Below are 17,853 nucleotides of genomic sequence, written 5' to 3' on the forward strand. Positions count from 1 at the left end.
TCCGGAGTTCCAGCCCGGCCCCAAACAGAACTCGGTGATGGGTGAAAACGCGGCCCGGGGGCGTTCCCCACGGAGACACATTCACCCATCGTCGAGTTCTGCGGCGCGCCGCCGACGGCTAACAAGCAGTGGCCAGCGGGAGCCGGCGTGCCCGGCACGGCGGGCACAGCGAGAACGGCGGGCGCAGCTGGCACGGCGGGCACGGCGGGCACGGCGGGCGGAGCCTGCGCCCGGTGGTGGGGGCCCGGGCCGGCCACGGCCGCAGCTACAGGGCCAGGCGGTCCTTGACCACGGCGGCCAGGCGGTGAGCCACCGCGTCGGCCTCCTCCTGAGTGCGGGCCTCCACCATCACGCGCACCAGCGGCTCGGTGCCCGACGGGCGCAGCAGCACCCGCCCGGAGTCCCCCAGGAAGGCTTCGGCCTTCGCGATCGCAGCGGCCAGCTCGGCATCGTCGTCCACCCGAGCCTTGTCCACGCCGGCAACGTTCACCAGCGTCTGCGGCAGGCGCTTCACCAGGCTGGCCAGGTCCGCCAGGGAGCGGCCCGTGTCATTCAGGCGGGCGGCCAACAGCATCGAGGTGAGGATGCCGTCGCCGGTGGTGGCGTAACGAGAGTTGATGACGTGACCCGACTGCTCGCCGCCCAGGGTGTAGCCACCGCGCAGCATCTCCTCCAGCACGTAGCGGTCACCCACTGCGGTCTCCACGGTGGTGATCCCGGCCTCGCGCATCGCCAGCTTCAGGCCCAGGTTGGACATGACGGTGACCACCAGGGTGTCCTGGGCCAGGGTGCCCTCCTCCTTCATGGCCACGGCCAGCAGGCCCATGATCTGGTCACCGTCCACCAGGTTGCCCTGAGCGTCCACCGCCAGGCAGCGGTCCGCGTCGCCGTCGTAGGCCACACCGAAGTCAGCGCCGGAGGCCACGGTGACGGCCTGCAGCTGCTCCGGGTGAGTGGAGCCGCACGCCTTGTTGATGTTCTCCCCGTCCGGGGAGGCGTTCATGACCACCACGTCCGCGCCGGCCTCGCGCAGCGCCCACGGACCGATCTGGGAGGCGGCGCCGTTGGCGCAGTCCACCGCGATGCGCAGGCCGCGCAGGCGCTTGGCGCCCACCGCCCCCACCAGGTGCTCCACGTAGGCGTGGTCGGAGCGGGAGATGTCCCGGTGGATATCCCCCACTCCGGCGCCCGTGGGGCGCTCCCAGTCCTGCGAGAGCAGGGACTCGAGCTCATCCTCCACGGAGTCGTCCAGCTTGTAACCGCTGCGGGCGATGAACTTGATCCCGTTGTCCTGCATAGGGTTGTGGGAGGCGGAGATCATGACGCCCAGGTCGTAGTCCTGGGAGGCGGTCAGGTAGGCCACCGCCGGCGTGGGGGCGATACCCACGCGGGTGACGTCCACACCACCGGAGGCCAGTCCAGCGGCGACCGCCGCCGCCAGGAACTCGCCGCTGATCCGGGTGTCGCGGCCGACCACGGCCTGCGGCTTCTCCCCGTCCGGGCGGGGGTGCTGGCGCAGCCAGCCCGCCGCCGCCACGCCCAGGGAGAGCGCCAGCTCCGGGGTGATCTTGGCGTTTGCGAGTCCCCGCACGCCGTCAGTGCCAAAGAGTCGAGCCATGAAACGTCCTTCCTTCTACCGCCAGCGCGGCACCTCGATGTTGGCACGCCGCCGCCCTCCGCGCCGCATCATTTGGCCGTTTTCCGCAAGATCACAACGATTAGCGCTCACTCCTAAGCGGATGGCGCACGCTCGCGTCAACTCCGCTCACGCCTGGGTGGGGCCACCCCAGCGCGGCGGTCAACGCGCTCCGGCGCCGGGACGTGTCAACGCCACCACTCAACGCGATTCCGTGGCCCCCACCACCGGCACGAAACACAGCACCCCTCCTCCGGCCACCAAGCTCGCAAATGCTGCAACGGGGTACATCCGACCGACCGGTGCCGCGCCCCCGAGCGGTCGCATGTACCCCGACCGCACGCTTGTACGCTCAGGGGCAGCCCGCCGCTCCCGCCCGCGCCCCCGGCCCCGCCTCGCCGGGGCCGGGCCGGCCGGCGTTGCGCAAACGGTTGTAGGGTTTCCCGACCTATTGAGCTCTTGGTGGACCGAACCCTTGTTGTTGGACAGTCCTGGTCTTGGGAGGGATTGTGTCGATAGAGGAGCGTTTTCAGCGTCGGTTGATGGTGCTGGATTTGTATGAGCAGGGCTTGCGGGTTAGTCAGTGTGCTGCGCGTGCGGGCGTGTCGTATGAGACAGCACGCCGGATTTGTCGGGAAGCTGATCGTGATGGTTTTGACCTAGCCCGTCAAGAACGCGTGCCGCGTTTCTGGCCGGTAGAATTAAAGACCGAGATCGGGATGAGATGGCTTGCTGGTGAAAACGCGGGCAAACTCACTCGCGAGTACGGACTACCGGCCGGTTCTTACCCGATCATTTTCGGACGCTGGCTAGAGGACAGAAAAATGGTCGACCCTGAAACAAGCGCTAAAGCCGCATACGAGCGCATTAACCGCGCCCAGAAAGCAGGATACCGATTCGAGCATTGGGGTAAATGGCTGCAAGAAATGCGCCACCACATCGAAACAGCCAAGGCTCAAGCCCCCAACGAAGAAAAACGCCAGGCTTTGGACGCGCTACACGTGGAGCTGCTGGAAAAATCTTGTGCTTTGAGGGATGAGGTTGATACGTGGCAAGAGCTCTTGATCCTCTTGGTCACTACCCTCAAAGCCATACACCCGGTATCAAGACTGTGCGCGATCGTGGGGCTTGCTCGCTCGACCTACTACTGGGCCCGGAAACGCTCGAACCAGCCCAACCCGGACCTAGAGGTAGTCAAGGCAGCCTTTGACTACGCCCAAGGCCGCTATGGGTGTCGGCGCATCACCGCGTTGATCGCTCAGGGCTTTGGCAACTACCCACCCCAGGTGTTCAACCACAAGAAGGTCGCCAGACTGATGAGGATGGCCGGACTGAAGGGGGCCTGCCCGCGTCGTAAGCACTACCGTTCGTTTGCTGGCACTCAAGCCAAAATCCCTAATCGTCTCCAACGTCGGTTCCATGCCGACAAGCCCGGTAAATGCCTGGTTACTGATATCACCCAGATTTCCTGGGCGGGCTCCTGGTACTACTTCTCGCCCTTGCTGGACCTGTACAACAACGAGATCGTGGCCTGGCAGCTAGGCAAAAGCGCCACCACACAACTAGTTACCAACATGATCAAACAGTATGCCCAAAAAGCAGACTTGACCGGGACAGTGATCCACACCGACCAAGGCGGGCAATACTTCTCATACGACTACCGCGAGCTGATTGAATCCCTAGGCGCTTGCCAGTCAATGTCTCGTAAAGGCAACTGCTTGGACAATTCCCCCGCCGAAGCATTCTTCGCCCGCCTGAAAACCGAACTAAACCTCAACTCAAACCCCCACGACGACTATGAAAGCCTGGAGGAACTAATCAGCCAATACATCACATGGTGGAACGAAGAACGAATCGTAAGCAAACTACACACAAGTCCGGTAAACTACCGGCAACAACACTACAAACTCACTGTCTAACAAACAGGGGTCAGTCCATGGTGCACCGATTGAGGGGTTACCCGGCCGGGTAAGCCTACGACTGGTTCACTAAGCCCACGAGAGGTGCACCAACCCTACGAGAGGTGCACTAAGCCCTCAATCGCTTGCGCACACCCGGCACCTACGGCGAGCACCGGCGCCCCATCGAGGCCCACAGCACCCATCCCCGGCCCCCAAGCTCGCAAATGCTGCAACGGGGTACATCCGACCGACCGGTGCCGCGCCCCCAAGCGGTCGCATGTACCCCGGCCGCACGCTTGTACGCTCGGGGGAAGCCTGCCGCACCGGCGCGCCTGCACACCGGCACACCAGCGCCGGACCGCGCACACCCACCACGCCCGGCACACCCACCGCGCCAGCGCACCCTCCAGCCCACGCCCCCTCCCACCCACTGCGGGGACACAAAAAGGGGTGGTGCCCCAACCGAGCAATCGGCGGGGCACCACCCGTTGACGACCAGGGGCCGTCTTATGCAGCCAAGATCAACGCTTGGAGTACTGCGGGGCCTTGCGGGCCTTCTTGAGACCGGCCTTCTTGCGCTCGATCGCGCGAGCGTCGCGGGTGAGGAAACCGGCCTTCTTCAGGGTCGGGCGGTTAGCCTCAACGTCGATCTCGTTCAGGGCGCGGGCGATGCCCAGGCGCAGGGCGCCGGCCTGGCCGGAGATGCCACCACCGTTGATGCGGGCGATCACGTCGAAGCGGCCCTCGAGGTCCAGGATGGTGAACGGGGAGCGCACCAGCTGCTGGTGCAGCTTGTTCGGGAAGTAGTCCTCCAGGGTGCGGCCGTTGAGCTTCCACTCGCCGGTGCCGGGCACCAGGCGAACGCGGGCAACAGCCTCCTTGCGGCGACCCAGGGCGGAGCCGGGGGCGGTGATGGACTTGCCCAGGCCAGCGGCCGGAACCTCGGTCTCGGTGGTGTAGCTCGCCGGAGCGTCGAACTCGTCGAACTCAGTGGTCGTGTCTGCCACGTTATTCCTCAAATCCTGCTAGGTAGCCGCTTACTGGGCGACCTGGTCGATGGTGAAAACCTCGGGCTGCTGAGCGGCGTGGGGGTGCTCGCCACCCACGTAGATCTTCAGCTTCTTGAGCTGCTCACGGCCAAGGCGGTTGTGCGGAATCATGCCGCGCACGGCCTTCTCGATCGCGCGCTCGGGGCGCGTGGCGAGCAGGTCGCGGTAGGAAACGGCGGTCAGACCACCGGGGTAGTTGCTGTGACGGTAGGCGAACTTCTTGTCCGCCTTGCCACGGGTGAGAACAACCTTGTCCGCGTTGACGATGACGACGTAGTCGCCGGTGTCAACGTGCGGGGCAAAGGTCGGCTTGTGCTTCCCACGGAGCAGGTTCGCGACCTGGGCCGCGAGTCGGCCGAGCACAACATCGGTGGCGTCGATGACGTACCACTTGCGGTCGATGTCGCCGGGCTTCGGAGTAAAGGTGCGCACGGGCGTTGCCTTCGTTTCGTTTCGGCGGCGGGCCTTAGATACCCAAGGGGTATGGAAGTTCCGCCGTGGACATGGGCTGGGCCGCTTCCCTGGGGCTTCGGCGAGTGGGAGCGCCGGTTGTGAACGGGAGCGGACAACGGCAACTAGGTTACTAATTTGTGCCCGCCCGGTCAAAGGTAGGGATTGGACCTGTTCTGTTTGTTTGCCCACAGCTTGGCGGTCGTGCGCGCGTCGTGGCCGCGTTTCGGGGAGCGTGGTGGTGGCCGACGTCCCGCCCACCGCCTCGCCCCGCCGCCCGGCCTGCTTCCGCGTCTGTGGATGGCCGACGTTCCACCTATCGCCCGGCCCAGCTCTAGCGGGCGCCGCCCCACACCTCGCCCCGGGTGGCGCGGGCCTGTTCGGCGCGCTCGGCCAGCAGGTGGTCGGCCGGGTAGGCCACCTCCTCCAGAGTGAGCCCCTGGGCGGGTGCGACGGTGATGTGGGAGGTGCGCTGGGCGTCGGCGAGCAGCTGGGCGGGCCACTCGATGGGGCGTCGCCCCTCCCCCACGGCCAGGGACGCGCCCACCAGGGAGCGGACCATGGAGTGGCAGAAGGCGTCGGCGCGCACGCCGGCCACCACGAGGCCGGCGTCGGCGCCCTCGGTGGGCCGCTGCCAGCCGAAGTCGAGCAGGGTGCGGATCGTGGTGGCCCCCTCGCGGGGCTTGCAGTAGGCCAGGAAGTCGTGCTCGCCCAGCAGCAGGCGGGCGGCGGCGTCCATCGCGGCCACGTCCAGTTCCCCGCTGCGCGCCCGCACCCAGGTGACGTCTCCGCGCAGGGGGTCGCGCGTGGAGTCGTGGTCGCTGATCCGGTAGGTGTAGCGCCGCCAGCTCGCGGAAAAGCGGGCGTCGAATCCGGGCGGCGCGGCGGCAACGTCGGCCACCACCACGTCCGCCTGCCCACCGCTGGCCCGTTGCAGCACGGCGTTCAGGCGGTGGCGCAGGGCAACCAGCGGGGGGCGGTCTGAGCGGCCGGGCGCGGCGGCAAGCGTCTCCACCGGCACGTCCACGTGCGCCACCTGACCCCGGGCGTGCACCCCGGCATCGGTGCGGCCGGCGACCGTCAGGCGGGCGGAGTCCAGGCGCAGCACGGTGGCCAACGCCGCCTCCAACTCCCCCTGCACGGTGCGCAGGCCCGGCTGGGTGGCCCACCCGGCGAAACCCGCCCCGTTGTAGGCGATCCGAAGCATCACGCGCGCAGTCTTTTCCACCCCCTCAGCCTAGGCGCCTCGCACCCCACCCCACCGGGCCGCCACGGGGCGGGGCGCGAAGGTTCGGCGCGCGGCGAAAGCACCTCCGCTGGCCGCCGCGAAGTGTGGCCCACGCCCTAAAGTTGGGAGCAGTCACACGGAAGGAATCAGCGTGAGCGAACACACCACGTTTGAAAACCCCCTGCCTGGGGACAACGACATCAAGCCATTTAGTCGCGCCCGCCTGGCCGCCCACATGGAGCGGGAGGGCTACTCGTACCAGGTGGACAGCGACGGTGACGTCTACGCCTACTTCGGGCGCAACCGCTTCCTGATCCTCGGCAATGGCGGCGGCAACTACATCTGCACCGTGCGCGGGCAGTGGAACGTGTCCGCGCCGGCCACCGCGCGCTACCGCCTGCTGGATGTGATCAACAACTGGTGCGCCCACCACTTCTGGCCCAAGGCCTACCTGGTCTCGCGGGACAACGGCACCGTGGAGGTGCACACGGAGGTCTCCATCGACTTCGAGCACGGCGTCAGTGACCTGCAGCTCAAGCAGCTGGTGGACTGCGGCGTGGGCACCGCGATGCAGCTCTTTAGCGAACTGGACAGCCACTTCCCCGACACCCGCTTCGACAACTAGGAGGCCGCAATGTCTTTCTTTTCTTCCCTGTTCGGCGGCAAGTCGAAGGATCAGGAGCCGGAGCAGGAGCCGTACACGGACGACGCCGACCTCCAGGCCGCCCCGCCCGTGACGCCCGGCCCCGCTGCGGCCGGCGCCGGCGGTCTGGCAGTGGCTGGTGGGGACGAGGCAGAGGGGGGCGCGCTGGACCCGGTCGACGCGCTCACGCTGGGCCCGGTGACCATGCAGCGCGTCGAGGCCTACTTCAAGGCGGAGGACTACCGCTACGAGGTCGACGAGGACGGTGACCTGCTCACCGGCTTCGACTCCTCCCCGTTCATGATCCAGATCACCGGTAAGTACAACGAGGTGCTGGTGATCCGCTCCCGCTGGCAGCACACCAAGCCCCTCAAGGCGCACTACCCGCTGCTGGAGGCCCTGAACGAGTGGTGCCGGGACCGCATCTTCCCGATGTGTTACGTCTCGCGCATCGACGGTGACCAGCTGCGCGTGACGGCCGAGCACATCACGGACCTGGAGCAGGGCGTGACCGACCAGCAGCTCTCCACGCTGCTGTCTTGCGGCATCTCCACCTCCCTGCAGCTGTACGAGTTCCTGGACGGCAAGATCCCTGACGAAGGCCAGGCTCTCGATGACCTGGCGGAGCTGTACCCGGCGCCGCCGGAGGACTCGGAGTAAGTCCCGGCTGCTCGCGCGCAAAAGCGGGGCGGGAGGGTGGTTTCCCACTCTCCCGCCCCGCTTTTGGGTGCGCCGGGCGCGGCTTGAGCCGCGCCCGCGCCGCCGGATCAGTCCTCGGACTTGGTCTCGGCCTCGGCGGCCTCCACCTTGGCGTCGGCGGCCTTGGCGACGGCCTCGGCCTCGCGCACGACCTCACGCTTGGCCAGCTTCTCCGTCACCAGGGAGATCTGGGCGGTGGGGGCGGCGTCGCCGCGACGCTGACCGAGCTTGATGATGCGGGTGTAGCCGCCCTTGCGGTCCGGGTCGATCGCCGGGGCGATCTCCTCGAACAGCTTGGCAACGATGCCGCGGTCGGTGATGACCTTCAGCACGGTGCGACGTGCGTGCAGGTCGCCGCGACGGGCCTTGCTGATCAGACGCTCAGCGAAGGGGCGCAGGCGCTTGGCGCGCACCTCGGTCGTGGTGATGGCGCCGTGCTCGAAGAGAGACTTGGCGAGGTTGGCGAGCATGTGACGCTCGTGCGCCGGGGAACCACCCAGGCGAGGACCCTTAGTGGGCTTAGGCATGATGTCTCCTAGATTTCCGGGGCGTGCCGGTTAGTTGTTGAACTCGTCGCTGAAGGAGAGGTTGCCCGCGAACGGGTCCTCGCTAACCGGCGACTCCAGGTGGCTGTCCTTCAGGGCGAGGCCCAGGCCAGCCAGGGTCTTCTTGATCTCGTCAATCGACTTGGCGCCGAAGTTGCGGATGTCAAGCAGGTCCGCCTCGGAGCGGGCAACGAGCTCACCCACGGTGTGGATGCCCTCGCGCTTGAGGCAGTTGTAGGAACGGGCGATCAGGTTCAGGTCCTCGATCGGCAGGGCCAGGTCGGCAGCCAGGGCGGCGTCGGCCGGGGACGAGCCCAGGTCGATGCCCTCGGCCTCCACGTTGAGCTCACGGGCCAGGCCGAAGAGCTCGACGAGGGTGGTGCCGGCGGAGGCAACGGCGTCGCGCGGGAGGATGGATTCCTTGGTCTCCACGTCCAGCACCAGACGATCGAAGTCGGTGCGCTGCTCCACACGGGTGGCCTCAACCTTGTAGGTCACCTTGAGGACCGGGCTGTAGATCGAGTCGATCGGAATGCGGGAGATCTCCGCGTTCTCATCCTTGTTCTGAGCGGCGGAAACGTAGCCGCGGCCACGCTCCACGGTCAGCTCGATCTCGAGCTTGCCCTTCTCGTTCAGAGTCGCAATGTGCAGGTCGGTGTTGTGGACCTCCACGCCCGCCGGCGGGGTGATGTCACCAGCGGTGACCTCGCCCGGGCCCTGCTTGCGCAGGTACATGACCACGGGCTCGTCCACCTCGGAGGAGAGCACGATGTCCTTGATGTTCAGGATGATCTCGGTGACGTCTTCCTTCACACCAGGGATGGTGCGGAACTCGTGCGGCACGCCGTCGATGCGGATCGACGTGACTGCGGCGCCCGGGATGGACGACAGCAGCGTGCGGCGCAGGGAGTTGCCCAGGGTGTAGCCGAAGCCCGGCTCCAGCGGCTCAATGTAGAACCGGGAACGGTGCTCGGAGATAACTTCCTCGGACAGTACCGGGCGGTGCGAAATCTGCAATGGGGTTCCTTTCCTATCGGCATCCGCTATATGACGCCGGGGGAGGCTTCACGCTTTTGCGTGAAGCTGGGTTGGTGCGGCGGCCCAATTGCCGGGCCGCCGCACCGGAAAAGATCAAACGCGGCGACGCTTCGGGGGGCGGCAGCCGTTGTGAGCCTGAGGGGTGACGTCCTTGATGGAGCCGACCTCCAGGCCGGTGGCCTGCAGGGAGCGGATCGCGGTCTCGCGGCCGGAGCCGGGACCCTTGACGAAGACGTCAACCTTCTTCATGCCGTGCTCCTGGGCGCGGCGGGCAGCGGCCTCGGCGGCCAGCTGGGCGGCGAAGGGGGTGGACTTACGGGAGCCCTTGAAACCCACCTGGCCGGAGGAGGCCCAGGAGATCACCGCACCGGTCGGGTCCGTGATGGACACGATGGTGTTGTTGAAGGTGGACTTGATGTAGGCGTGACCGTGGGAAACGTTCTTCCGGTCCTTGCGGCGCGGCTTACGCGCGCCAGCCATACGAGACTTGGGGGGCATTTCTATCCTGCTTTCGAGGTCGTCGATGCGAGCCTAGGCTCGCCTACTACTTGGCCTTCTTCTTACCGGCCACGGTGCGCTTGGGGCCCTTGCGGGTGCGCGCGTTGGTCTTGGTGCGCTGGCCGTGCACGGGCAGGCCGCGACGGTGACGCAGACCCTGGTAGGAGCCGATCTCGACCTTGCGGCGGATGTCGGCAGCCACCTCACGGCGCAGGTCACCCTCCACCTTGTAGTTGGCCTCGATGAAGTCGCGCAGCGCGACGAGGTCGTCGTCAGTCATGTCCTTGACGCGCAGGTCAGGGCTGATACCGGTGGCCGCGAGGGCCTCCTTGGCGTGGTGACGGCCAACGCCGTAGATGTAGGTGAGCGCAACCTCGAGCCGCTTCTCGCGGGGGAGGTCAACGCCAACAAGACGTGCCACTTTTTCTCCTGTGGTGTTCGGAGGCCGTCGCCCTTCCTTCCGGCCTTATTGCCGGCCCCGGCCTCCGAGTCCGGGGGGTTTGGTGGAAGGACGCTTTGTCAATAACTGACGATGCGTCGCGCAGGGATTAGCCCTGGCGCTGCTTGTGCCGCTGGTTATCGCAGATAACCATGACGCGGCCGTGGCGACGAATGACCTTGCACTTGTCGCAAATCGGCTTAACGCTCGGCTGGACCTTCATGGGTGTTTTCCTCTCGCCACCTCACGGCGGCGTACTGGGTTCTACTTGTAGCGGTAGACGATGCGCCCGCGCGACAGGTCGTACGGGCTCAGCTCTACGACCACGCGGTCCTCGGGGAGGATGCGGATGTAGTGCTGACGCATCTTGCCCGAGATGTGAGCCAGGACCACGTGATCGTTCTGCAGCTGGACGCGGAACATCGCGTTGGGCAGCGCCTCAACGACGGTGCCCTCTACTTCGATAACGCCATCCTTCTTGGCCATGGATGAACCAGGTTCCTCACTTCTCGACTGAACTTGAGGCGCCCCGAAGGGGCTCCCCCGCGCCACCCGTCGGTTTGCTTGGCCTGCTTTCCGGGCAGGCTGCGGCAAAGGTGGCGCACGTCCGACGTGCAAGCATACGTGCTTTTCGGCCTCGCTTCTAGGCCTTTGCCGGCCGGTGGCGCGTGAGTCCGCCCACGCCGGGCCCGGATTGTCCGACGTTGCCGCCCGGCCGCCCCGTGCGCCACGCCGCCCGGCGGTGAATTCGGTGTTCGGGTGCTCAACTCGACGTTCGCTCCCTCAACTCGACGTTCGGGCCTTCAGCTCGACGTTCCGGGCCGGGTTATCGTCTAGATTCACTGCCATTCGTCTAGTTGAAGCGCCAAACGTCGAGATTCGGCACTGAGCCCCGGCGGCGCACCGCAGCACGCCGCGCCGAAGCGCAGCGCACCGCACGGCACCGCGCCGCTAGTCCCCCTGGAAAGCGCCCGCTTCGCTCGCGCCGCTCGACCGGGCTCCTCCACCCTAGGCTCCTGGCCGCAACCGGTGCATCCTCGTGTGGGAGCACCCCGAATGGGCCCGCCTCCAACCGGTTCGCCCTCACCGGGCGGCGGGCGGAGCGTCGTACACCTATGCAGGCCCACGTGGGGGGCGGCTAAGGGTTCGGGCCCGGCCCGCGCACAAACTGCGCAGTGCCGGGCCGGAACCATGTCCCTGACCTGAGGGCGGTGGCTAGTCGGTGGGGAGGGTGACCGGCTTCAGGCCGTAGGGGGCAAGGAGCGCCTCTCCCCCGTCGGGCGCGGTCAGCACCCACACTCCCCCGTCCATGATGGCCACGGTGTGCTCGAAGTGGGCGGCGCGGGAACCATCGCGGGTCACGGCCGTCCAGCCGTCGGCCAGCGTCTTGTTCTCCCCGCTCCCGATCGTCAGCATCGGCTCGATGCAGATCACCTGTCCGGGGCGCAGGCGCGGGCCGCGCGACCGGGTGCGGTAGTTGAGGATCTCGGGCTCGTCGTGCAGCACGTTGCCGATGCCGTGCCCCGTGAACTCCTCCGGGATGCCGTACTCGTGTCCGGTCTTGCCCATCCAGCGGCTGATCACGTTCTCCACGGCGTCGCCCACGTCACCCACGTGCGCAGCGTTCTTCGCGGCGTTGCGGGCAACGGCGGCGATGGCTGCGTCCCGGGCCTCCTCCGTGGCCATCAACAGCGCACGGTCCTCCACGGACCCGCTCTCCAGTCCACCGACAATCGTGGTGAAGCATGCGTCGGAGTGCCACTGGCGGCCGATCTCGTCCGTCACGTAGGCACCGCAGTCGAACGAGACCACGTCGCCTTCCTTCAGGACGCGCTTGCCGGGGATGCCGTGCACGATCTCCTCGTTAACGGAGATGCACACGGTGGCCGGGAAGCCGTGGTAGCCCTTGAAGTTGGAGCGGGCCCCGGCCGCCTCGATCGCGGCGGCGGAGACCTCGTCCATCTCGGCGGTAGTCCTGCCGGGGGCCACCGCCTCACGCAGCGCGGCGTGAATCGCGGCCACCACCAGGCCGGCTCGGCGCATATGCACAAGCTCCCGGTCGCCCAGGAGCTTGTGTCGCTTACCCGTCAGCCGCACTCAGGCGCCAACCGGGTCGTCGGTGAGGGCGTCGCGGATCGCGGCGAGCAGGCGCTCAGTGATCTCGTCGATGTCGCCCATGCCGTCAACCTGCACCAGCAGGCCACGCTCGCGGTAGGCGGCGGCCAGCGGCGCGGTCTGCTCCGCGTAGACCTCCAGGCGGCGGCGGATCACCGGCTCGGTGTCATCCGCGCGGCCCTGCTCGGTGGCGCGGTTGAGCAGGCGAGCAACCACCTCGTCGGTGTCGGCCGTCAGCTCCACCACGGCGTCCAGGCCCAGGCCTCGGGAGGAGAGCATCTTGTCCAGCTCAACCACCTGGTCCGCGGTGCGCGGGTAGCCGTCCAGCAGGAAGCCCTCTGCGGCGTCCGGCGCCTGCAGGCGGGCGTCCACCATCAGGTTGGTCACCTCGTCCGGAACGTACTCGCCGGCCTCCATGTACTGCTGGGCGCGCTTGCCCAGCTCGGTGCCCTGCGCCACGTTGGAGCGGAAGATCTCACCGGTGGAGATCGCCGGGATGTTCAGCTCGGCCGCGATGCGCGCCGCCTGAGTGCCCTTGCCGGCCCCCGGGGGGCCAAGAATTACGAGTCGGGTCATGCCAGGAATCCTTCGTAGTGCCGCTGCTGCAGCTGAGAGTTGATTTCCTTCACCGTCTGCAAACCGACACCCACGATGATGAGGATGGTGGTTCCACCGAACGGCAGCTGCTGAATACCCATCAGGTTCATGATGATGGTCGGCGTGAGCGCGATGATCAGCAGGTACAGAGATCCAGCGGTCGTGATGCGGTTGACCACGTAGCGCAGGAAGTTAGCGGTGGGACGGCCGGCGCGGATGCCCGGGATGAATCCGCCGTACTTCTTCATGTTGTCAGCCACTTCCTCCGGGTTGAAGGTGATGGCCGTGTAGAAGAAGGTGAAGAACAGGACCAGCAGGCCGTACAGGGTCAGGTAAACCCAGGACTGGTGCTGGAAGTGCGTCTGGATCCAGATCGCCCAAGCGGAGGTGGGCTGGGCGAACTGCACGGCCAGGCCGGGCAGCGCCAGGATCGAGGAGGCGAAGATGACGGGGATAACGTTCGCCATGTTGATCTTGATCGGGATGTAGGTGGTGGTGCCACCCAGCAGGCGGCGGCCCACCATGCGCTTGGCGTACTGGACCGGGACGCGGCGCTGGGACTGCTCCACGTAGACCACGGCCAGGGTGATGATCAGGACCATCGCCAGCATCACGAAGAACTTGGTCCAGCCGTTGTTGGACTGGGCGATCGCCCACATCGAGCCCGGGAAGCCGGCCACGATGGAGGTGAAGATCAGCAGGGACATGCCGTTACCGATGCCGCGCTCGGTGATGACCTCACCCAGCCACATGATCAGGCCGGTGCCCGCAGTCATCGTCACGATCATCAGCAGCAGTGCCCACACGGACTCGTTGGGCACGATGTCGTGGTGGCAGCCGGCGAACAGGCGACCGGTGCGGGCCAGCGTGATCATGACCGTGGACTGCAGCACCGCCAGACCGATGGTCAGGTAGCGGGTGTACTGCGTCAGCTTGGCCTGACCGGCCTGCCCCTCCTTGTGCAGGTCCTCGAAGCGCGGGATCGCCACGCGCAGCAGCTGGATGATGATCGAGGCCGTGATGTACGGCATGATGCCCAGCGCGAAGACGGAGAGCTGCAGCAGAGCGCCGCCGGAGAAGATGTTGGCCAGATCGAGCAAGCCCGAGCTCTGCTGGTTGGCGTAGCAAAGCTGAACGTTCTTGTAGCTCACGCCCGGCGTCGGGATGTAGGAGCCGAGGCGGAACACCGCCATCAGCGCCAGCGTGAACAACAGCTTGCGTCGCAGATCCGGCGTGCGGAACGCCTGGACAAATGCGGTAAGCAAACTTCCTCCTCGGGGGCAGGCGCCCGCAGGGCGCTTGGGTAACGCCCAAACCTTACACGCTTCATCGCGCGGGTCCGCGGGCCGATAGCCCGCCGGGCGGCATTTCTAGATTAAATCATTAGGTTTCGGGCCGAATTGTGGCCCTGTCAGCCCTGGACTTAATCCCGGGGCTTCACGCCGTGCGGGCGGCCCGGTTTCTCACCGGACCGCCCGCACTGCGAATCACTCGGCAGCGATGCTGCCGCCGGCCGCCTCGACCTTCTCCTTAGCGGAGGCAGACCAGGCGTCCACAACGAGCTCCACCTTCACGGTGATCTCGCCGGTGCCGAGCACCTTGACGGGGTGGCCACGGCGAACCGCGCCGGCCTCGATCAGGGCCTCGACGTCGACCTTGCCGCCCTCGGGGAAGAGAGCGGAGATCTTGTCCAGGTTGACAACCTGGTACTCCACGCGGAACGGGTTCTTGAAGCCGCGCAGCTTGGGCAGACGCATGTGCATCGGCATCTGGCCACCCTCGAACCCTGCGGGAACCTGGTAGCGAGCCTTGGTGCCCTTGGTACCACGACCAGCGGTCTTACCCTTGCTTCCCTCACCACGACCGACGCGGGTGCGCTCGGTCTTGGCGCCCGGAGCGGGACGCAGGTGGTGGACGCGCAGGATCTTGCCCGTGCCGCGGGTCTCCTCGACGGTCTCTTCGGACTTCGCCATAATCAGTCGACCTCCTCGACGGTGACCAGGTGGGCCACCGTGGCGATCATGCCGCGCACGGTCGGGGTGTCCTGGCGAACGGTGCTCTGACCGATCTTGCGCAGGCCCAGGGTACGCAGCGTCTCACGCTGGTAGTCCTTACCGCCGATGCCCGACTTCTTCTGGGTGATCTTGAGCTGTGCCATCACGCACCGACCCCTCCGGCTGCGGCCTCAGCCTCAGCCTTCTCCTTGGCCTCACGCTTCTCAGCCTCGCCCTCGGCGCGAGCCCGCAGGAGCGCGGCCGGGGCCACGTACTCCAGGGGCAGGCCACGGCGAGCCGCCACGGCCTCCGGCTGCTCCAGCTGCTTGAGGGCAGCCACAGTAGCGTGGACGATGTTGATTGCGTTGGAGGACCCGAGCGACTTGCTCAGGATGTCGTGCACGCCGGCGCACTCCAGCACCGCACGCACCGGACCACCGGCGATAACACCGGTACCCGGGGAAGCGGGGCGCAGGAGCACCACACCAGCGGCGTCCTCACCCTGCACCAGGTGCGGGATGGTCTTGCGGACCAGCGGGATGCGGAAGAAGTTCTTCTTCGCCTCCTCGACACCCTTGGCGATCGCCGCGGGAACTTCCTTTGCCTTGCCGTAGCCGACGCCGATGGTGCCATCGCCGTCGCCCACAACGACCAGGGCGGTGAAGGAGAACCGACGTCCACCCTTGACCACCTTGGAGACGCGGTTGATCGTCACGACGCGCTCAATGAACTGGTCGCGCTCGGGACGGTCATTCCGACGGTTGGAGTCACGACGCTCGTCGCGACGACCCCGACGCTCGGAGTCACGACCCTCGCGAGCCTCGTTCGAGCCGGCAGCTCCGGCCCTACCTCGCTGCGGTGCAGCCATATCTGTTCCTCTGCTTTCCTGGGTCGCGCTCGTCACAGGGTCAGACCGCCGTCGCGGGCGCCATCGGCGACCGCAGCGACTCGGCCGTGGTACTTGTTACCGCCACGGTCGAACACGCAGGTCTCGACCCCGGCAGCCTTGGCGCGCTCGGCGATCAGCTCGCCGACCTTGCGGGACTTGTCCACCTTCTTGCCCTCGACAGAGCGCAGCTCGGCCTCGAGGGTGGAAGCGGAGACAATGGTGCGGCCCACGGTGTCGTCCACCAGCTGCGCAACCATGTGACGGTTGGAGCGGGTGACAACCAGGCGGGGACGCTCGGCAGTACCAACGATGCGCTTGCGCAGACGCAGGTGACGGCGCTTGCGCGCAACCGCCTTGCCCTTGCCCTTGATCGAGATAGCCATCACTTACCAGCCTTTCCGACCTTGCGCTTGACCTGCTCGCCGGCGTAGCGCACACCCTTGCCCTTGTAGGGCTCAGGCTTGCGGATCTTGCGAATGTTCGCGGCGACCTCGCCCACCAGCTGCTTGTCGATACCAGCAACGGTGAACTTGTTCGGGCCCTCAACCGTGAAGGTGATGCCCGCCGGCGGCTCGATGACAACCGGGTGGGAGAAGCCCAGGGCGAACTCGAGGGAGGTGCCCTTGGCCATCACGCGGTAACCGGTACCAACGATCTCGAGCTTCTTCTCGTAGCCGGCCGTGACGCCCTGGATCATGTTGGCGATCAGGGTGCGGGTCAGGCCGTGCAGAGAACGAGACAGGCGCTCGTCGTCCGGGCGGGTCACGACGACGTTACCGTCCTCGATCGCCACCACGATGGGGGCGGCGACGGTGTGGGTCAGGGAGCCCTTGGGGCCCTTGACCGCAACCTCGGCGCCGTTGATGTTTACGTCCACGCCAGCAGGGATGGCGATGGGCAGCTTGCCAATACGAGACATGCCTATACCTCCCTTACCAGATGTAGGCGAGGACTTCCCCACCCACACCCTTCTCGGCTGCCTGGCGGTCGGTCAGGAGGCCAGAGGACGTGGACAGGATGGCCACGCCCAGGCCGCCCAGGACCTTGGGCAGGTTGCTGGACTTCGCGTACACGCGCAGACCCGGCTTGGACACGCGCTTGACGCCAGAGATGGCGCGCTCGCGACGCTGACCGTACTTCAGGTTGAGCGTGAGCTTCTTACCGACCTCGGCGTCCTCGACAACGAAGTTGGCGATGTAACCCTCGGTCTGCAGGATCTGAGCGATCGCTGCCTTGAGCTTGGAGTGCGGCATGGACACGGAGTCGTGGTAAGCCGAGTTGGCGTTACGCAGACGCGTGAGCATATCCGCAATGGGATCTGTCATTGTCATTGGGCGGATGCCCTTCCTCGTCGCGGTTTCCTGCGGTGCTTTTCACCGAAGGACCTACGGCGTAGTCGTTACCAGCTGCTCTTAGTGACGCCCGGGAGCTGGCCAGCAAGGGCCATCTCGCGCAGGCAGATACGGCACAGGCCGAACTTGCGGTAGACCGAGTGCGGACGGCCACAGCGCTGGCAGCGCGTGTAGGCACGAACGCCGAACTTCGGCTTGCGGTTCGCCTTGTTGATCAGTGCGGTCTTCGCCATCGTCAGTTCTCCTTGAACGGGAAGCCGAGGCGGCGCAGCAGGCTGCGGCCCTCGTCGTCGTTCTTCGCGGTCGTGACGATGGTGATGTCCATGCCGCGCACGCGGTCGATCTTGTCCTGGTCGATCTCGTGGAACATGGACTGCTCCGTGAGACCGAAGGTGTAGTTGCCGTTGCCGTCAAAGTGCTTCGGGGACAGGCCACGGAAGTCACGAATACGGGGCAGAGCCAGGGACAGCAGACGGTCCAAGAACTCCCACATGCGGTCGCCGCGCAGCGTGACGTGCGCGCCGATCGGCTGGCCCTCGCGCAGCTTGAACTGCGCGATGGACTTGCGGGCCTTGGTGACCGCCGGCTTCTGACCGGTGATCGCGGTGAGGTCGCGGATAGCGCCCTCCAGGATCTTGGCGTCGCGAGCGGCCTCACCCACACCCATGTTCACAACGATCTTGGTCAGACCGGGAACCTGGTGGATGTTGGCGTGGCCGAACTCCTCACGCAGAGCGCCGAGGATCTCGCTGCGGTACTTCTCCTTCAGACGAGGCATGG

General features: G+C 66.4%; 24 protein-coding genes. 3 read left to right on the forward strand and 21 right to left on the reverse strand.

All coding sequences use genetic code 11. The features are described 5' to 3' along the window. Nucleotides 1-265: 265 nt before the first annotated feature. Complete coding sequence (gene glmM, locus ABYF38_RS03310; RefSeq protein WP_371152721.1) at nt 266-1,618, reverse strand: phosphoglucosamine mutase; 1,353 nt, start codon at nt 1,616-1,618, stop codon at nt 266-268. Between the two features lie 527 nt (nt 1,619-2,145). Between glmM and ABYF38_RS03315 the strand changes: the two genes are divergently transcribed. Then, nucleotides 2,146-3,555, forward strand: a complete 1,410-nt coding sequence (locus ABYF38_RS03315; protein WP_371152722.1) for an IS3 family transposase — start codon at nt 2,146-2,148, stop codon at nt 3,553-3,555. 503 nt (nt 3,556-4,058) lie between these two features. Here the strand turns inward: ABYF38_RS03315 and rpsI are convergent. The 3 genes from rpsI to truA form a co-directional block, all read right to left on the reverse strand. Then, nucleotides 4,059-4,544, reverse strand: a complete 486-nt coding sequence (gene rpsI, locus ABYF38_RS03320; protein WP_371152723.1) for a 30S ribosomal protein S9 — start codon at nt 4,542-4,544, stop codon at nt 4,059-4,061. A 30-nt stretch (nt 4,545-4,574) separates the two neighbouring features. After that, nucleotides 4,575-5,018 (reverse strand): 50S ribosomal protein L13, encoded by a 444-nt coding sequence (rplM, locus tag ABYF38_RS03325; RefSeq protein WP_371152724.1) that lies wholly within the window; start codon nt 5,016-5,018, stop codon nt 4,575-4,577. Nucleotides 5,019-5,370: 352 nt separating this feature from the next. Continuing rightward, the gene (gene truA, locus ABYF38_RS03330; RefSeq protein WP_371152725.1) at nt 5,371-6,264 is read right to left on the reverse strand and encodes a tRNA pseudouridine(38-40) synthase TruA; all 894 of its coding nucleotides are present in this window, start codon (nt 6,262-6,264) and stop codon (nt 5,371-5,373) included. A gap of 151 nt (nt 6,265-6,415) precedes the next feature. On the opposite strand from truA, the gene ABYF38_RS03335 reads away from it, so the two are divergent. Then, the gene (locus ABYF38_RS03335) at nt 6,416-6,889 is read left to right on the forward strand and encodes a YbjN domain-containing protein (protein WP_371152726.1); all 474 of its coding nucleotides are present in this window, start codon (nt 6,416-6,418) and stop codon (nt 6,887-6,889) included. A 9-nt stretch (nt 6,890-6,898) separates the two neighbouring features. Beyond that, nucleotides 6,899-7,567, forward strand: a complete 669-nt coding sequence (locus ABYF38_RS03340) for a YbjN domain-containing protein (protein ID WP_371152727.1) — start codon at nt 6,899-6,901, stop codon at nt 7,565-7,567. 107 nt (nt 7,568-7,674) lie between these two features. Here ABYF38_RS03340 and rplQ read toward each other — a convergent pair whose 3' ends face one another. The 17 genes from rplQ to rplE all read right to left on the reverse strand — a co-directional run bounded on the left by rplQ (nt 7,675) and on the right by rplE (nt 17,851). After that, nucleotides 7,675-8,133 carry a 50S ribosomal protein L17 gene (gene rplQ, locus ABYF38_RS03345; protein ID WP_371152728.1) on the reverse strand — a complete coding sequence of 153 codons (459 nt, stop codon included), beginning with the start codon at nt 8,131-8,133 and terminating at the stop codon, nt 7,675-7,677. Between the two features lie 30 nt (nt 8,134-8,163). Then, entirely contained in the window at nt 8,164-9,168 is a 1,005-nt protein-coding gene (locus ABYF38_RS03350) for a DNA-directed RNA polymerase subunit alpha (protein WP_371152729.1), read from the reverse strand. A gap of 114 nt (nt 9,169-9,282) precedes the next feature. Further along, entirely contained in the window at nt 9,283-9,687 is a 405-nt protein-coding gene (gene rpsK, locus ABYF38_RS03355) for a 30S ribosomal protein S11 (protein WP_371152730.1), read from the reverse strand. 46 nt (nt 9,688-9,733) lie between these two features. Next, complete coding sequence (gene rpsM, locus ABYF38_RS03360; protein WP_371152731.1) at nt 9,734-10,108, reverse strand: 30S ribosomal protein S13; 375 nt, start codon at nt 10,106-10,108, stop codon at nt 9,734-9,736. A 127-nt stretch (nt 10,109-10,235) separates the two neighbouring features. Continuing rightward, the gene (gene rpmJ, locus ABYF38_RS03365) at nt 10,236-10,349 is read right to left on the reverse strand and encodes a 50S ribosomal protein L36 (protein WP_371152733.1); all 114 of its coding nucleotides are present in this window, start codon (nt 10,347-10,349) and stop codon (nt 10,236-10,238) included. A gap of 41 nt (nt 10,350-10,390) precedes the next feature. Beyond that, a complete protein-coding gene (infA, locus tag ABYF38_RS03370; protein WP_371152734.1) occupies nt 10,391-10,612 on the reverse strand; it encodes a translation initiation factor IF-1 in 222 nt (73 codons plus the stop codon). 729 nt (nt 10,613-11,341) lie between these two features. Further along, nucleotides 11,342-12,223, reverse strand: a complete 882-nt coding sequence (gene map / locus ABYF38_RS03375; protein WP_371152735.1) for a type I methionyl aminopeptidase — start codon at nt 12,221-12,223, stop codon at nt 11,342-11,344. Beyond that, nucleotides 12,224-12,817 carry an adenylate kinase gene (locus ABYF38_RS03380; protein ID WP_371152736.1) on the reverse strand — a complete coding sequence of 198 codons (594 nt, stop codon included), beginning with the start codon at nt 12,815-12,817 and terminating at the stop codon, nt 12,224-12,226. Beyond that, entirely contained in the window at nt 12,814-14,103 is a 1,290-nt protein-coding gene (gene secY / locus ABYF38_RS03385) for a preprotein translocase subunit SecY (protein WP_371152737.1), read from the reverse strand. Before secY ends, ABYF38_RS03380 begins: the two co-directional genes overlap by 4 nt. A gap of 222 nt (nt 14,104-14,325) precedes the next feature. Next, on the reverse strand, nt 14,326-14,811 hold the full coding sequence (rplO, locus tag ABYF38_RS03390) for a 50S ribosomal protein L15 (protein ID WP_371152738.1): 486 nt from the start codon (nt 14,809-14,811) through the stop codon (nt 14,326-14,328). A 2-nt stretch (nt 14,812-14,813) separates the two neighbouring features. Further along, nucleotides 14,814-14,996: a 50S ribosomal protein L30 gene (gene rpmD, locus ABYF38_RS03395; RefSeq protein WP_371152739.1), complete on the reverse strand. Its 183-nt coding sequence runs from the start codon at nt 14,994-14,996 to the stop codon at nt 14,814-14,816. Then, on the reverse strand, nt 14,996-15,700 hold the full coding sequence (rpsE, locus tag ABYF38_RS03400; protein WP_371152740.1) for a 30S ribosomal protein S5: 705 nt from the start codon (nt 15,698-15,700) through the stop codon (nt 14,996-14,998). Before rpsE ends, rpmD begins: the two co-directional genes overlap by 1 nt. A 32-nt stretch (nt 15,701-15,732) precedes the next feature. Beyond that, nucleotides 15,733-16,104, reverse strand: coding sequence for a 50S ribosomal protein L18 (gene rplR, locus ABYF38_RS03405; RefSeq protein WP_371152741.1), 372 nt, complete (start codon nt 16,102-16,104; stop codon nt 15,733-15,735). Further along, on the reverse strand, nt 16,104-16,640 hold the full coding sequence (gene rplF, locus ABYF38_RS03410; protein ID WP_371152742.1) for a 50S ribosomal protein L6: 537 nt from the start codon (nt 16,638-16,640) through the stop codon (nt 16,104-16,106). Before rplF ends, rplR begins: the two co-directional genes overlap by 1 nt. A gap of 13 nt (nt 16,641-16,653) precedes the next feature. Continuing rightward, nucleotides 16,654-17,052 carry a 30S ribosomal protein S8 gene (gene rpsH, locus ABYF38_RS03415; RefSeq protein WP_371152743.1) on the reverse strand — a complete coding sequence of 133 codons (399 nt, stop codon included), beginning with the start codon at nt 17,050-17,052 and terminating at the stop codon, nt 16,654-16,656. Nucleotides 17,053-17,120: 68 nt separating this feature from the next. Then, nucleotides 17,121-17,306, reverse strand: coding sequence for a type Z 30S ribosomal protein S14 (locus ABYF38_RS03420; RefSeq protein ID WP_371152744.1), 186 nt, complete (start codon nt 17,304-17,306; stop codon nt 17,121-17,123). A gap of 2 nt (nt 17,307-17,308) precedes the next feature. After that, on the reverse strand, nt 17,309-17,851 hold the full coding sequence (gene rplE / locus ABYF38_RS03425) for a 50S ribosomal protein L5 (protein ID WP_371152985.1): 543 nt from the start codon (nt 17,849-17,851) through the stop codon (nt 17,309-17,311). Nucleotides 17,852-17,853: the final 2 nt, after the last annotated feature.

It is taken from the genome of Buchananella sp. 14KM1171 (genome assembly GCF_041380365.1).
Classification (GTDB): Bacteria; Actinomycetota; Actinomycetes; order Actinomycetales; family Actinomycetaceae; genus Buchananella; species Buchananella felis.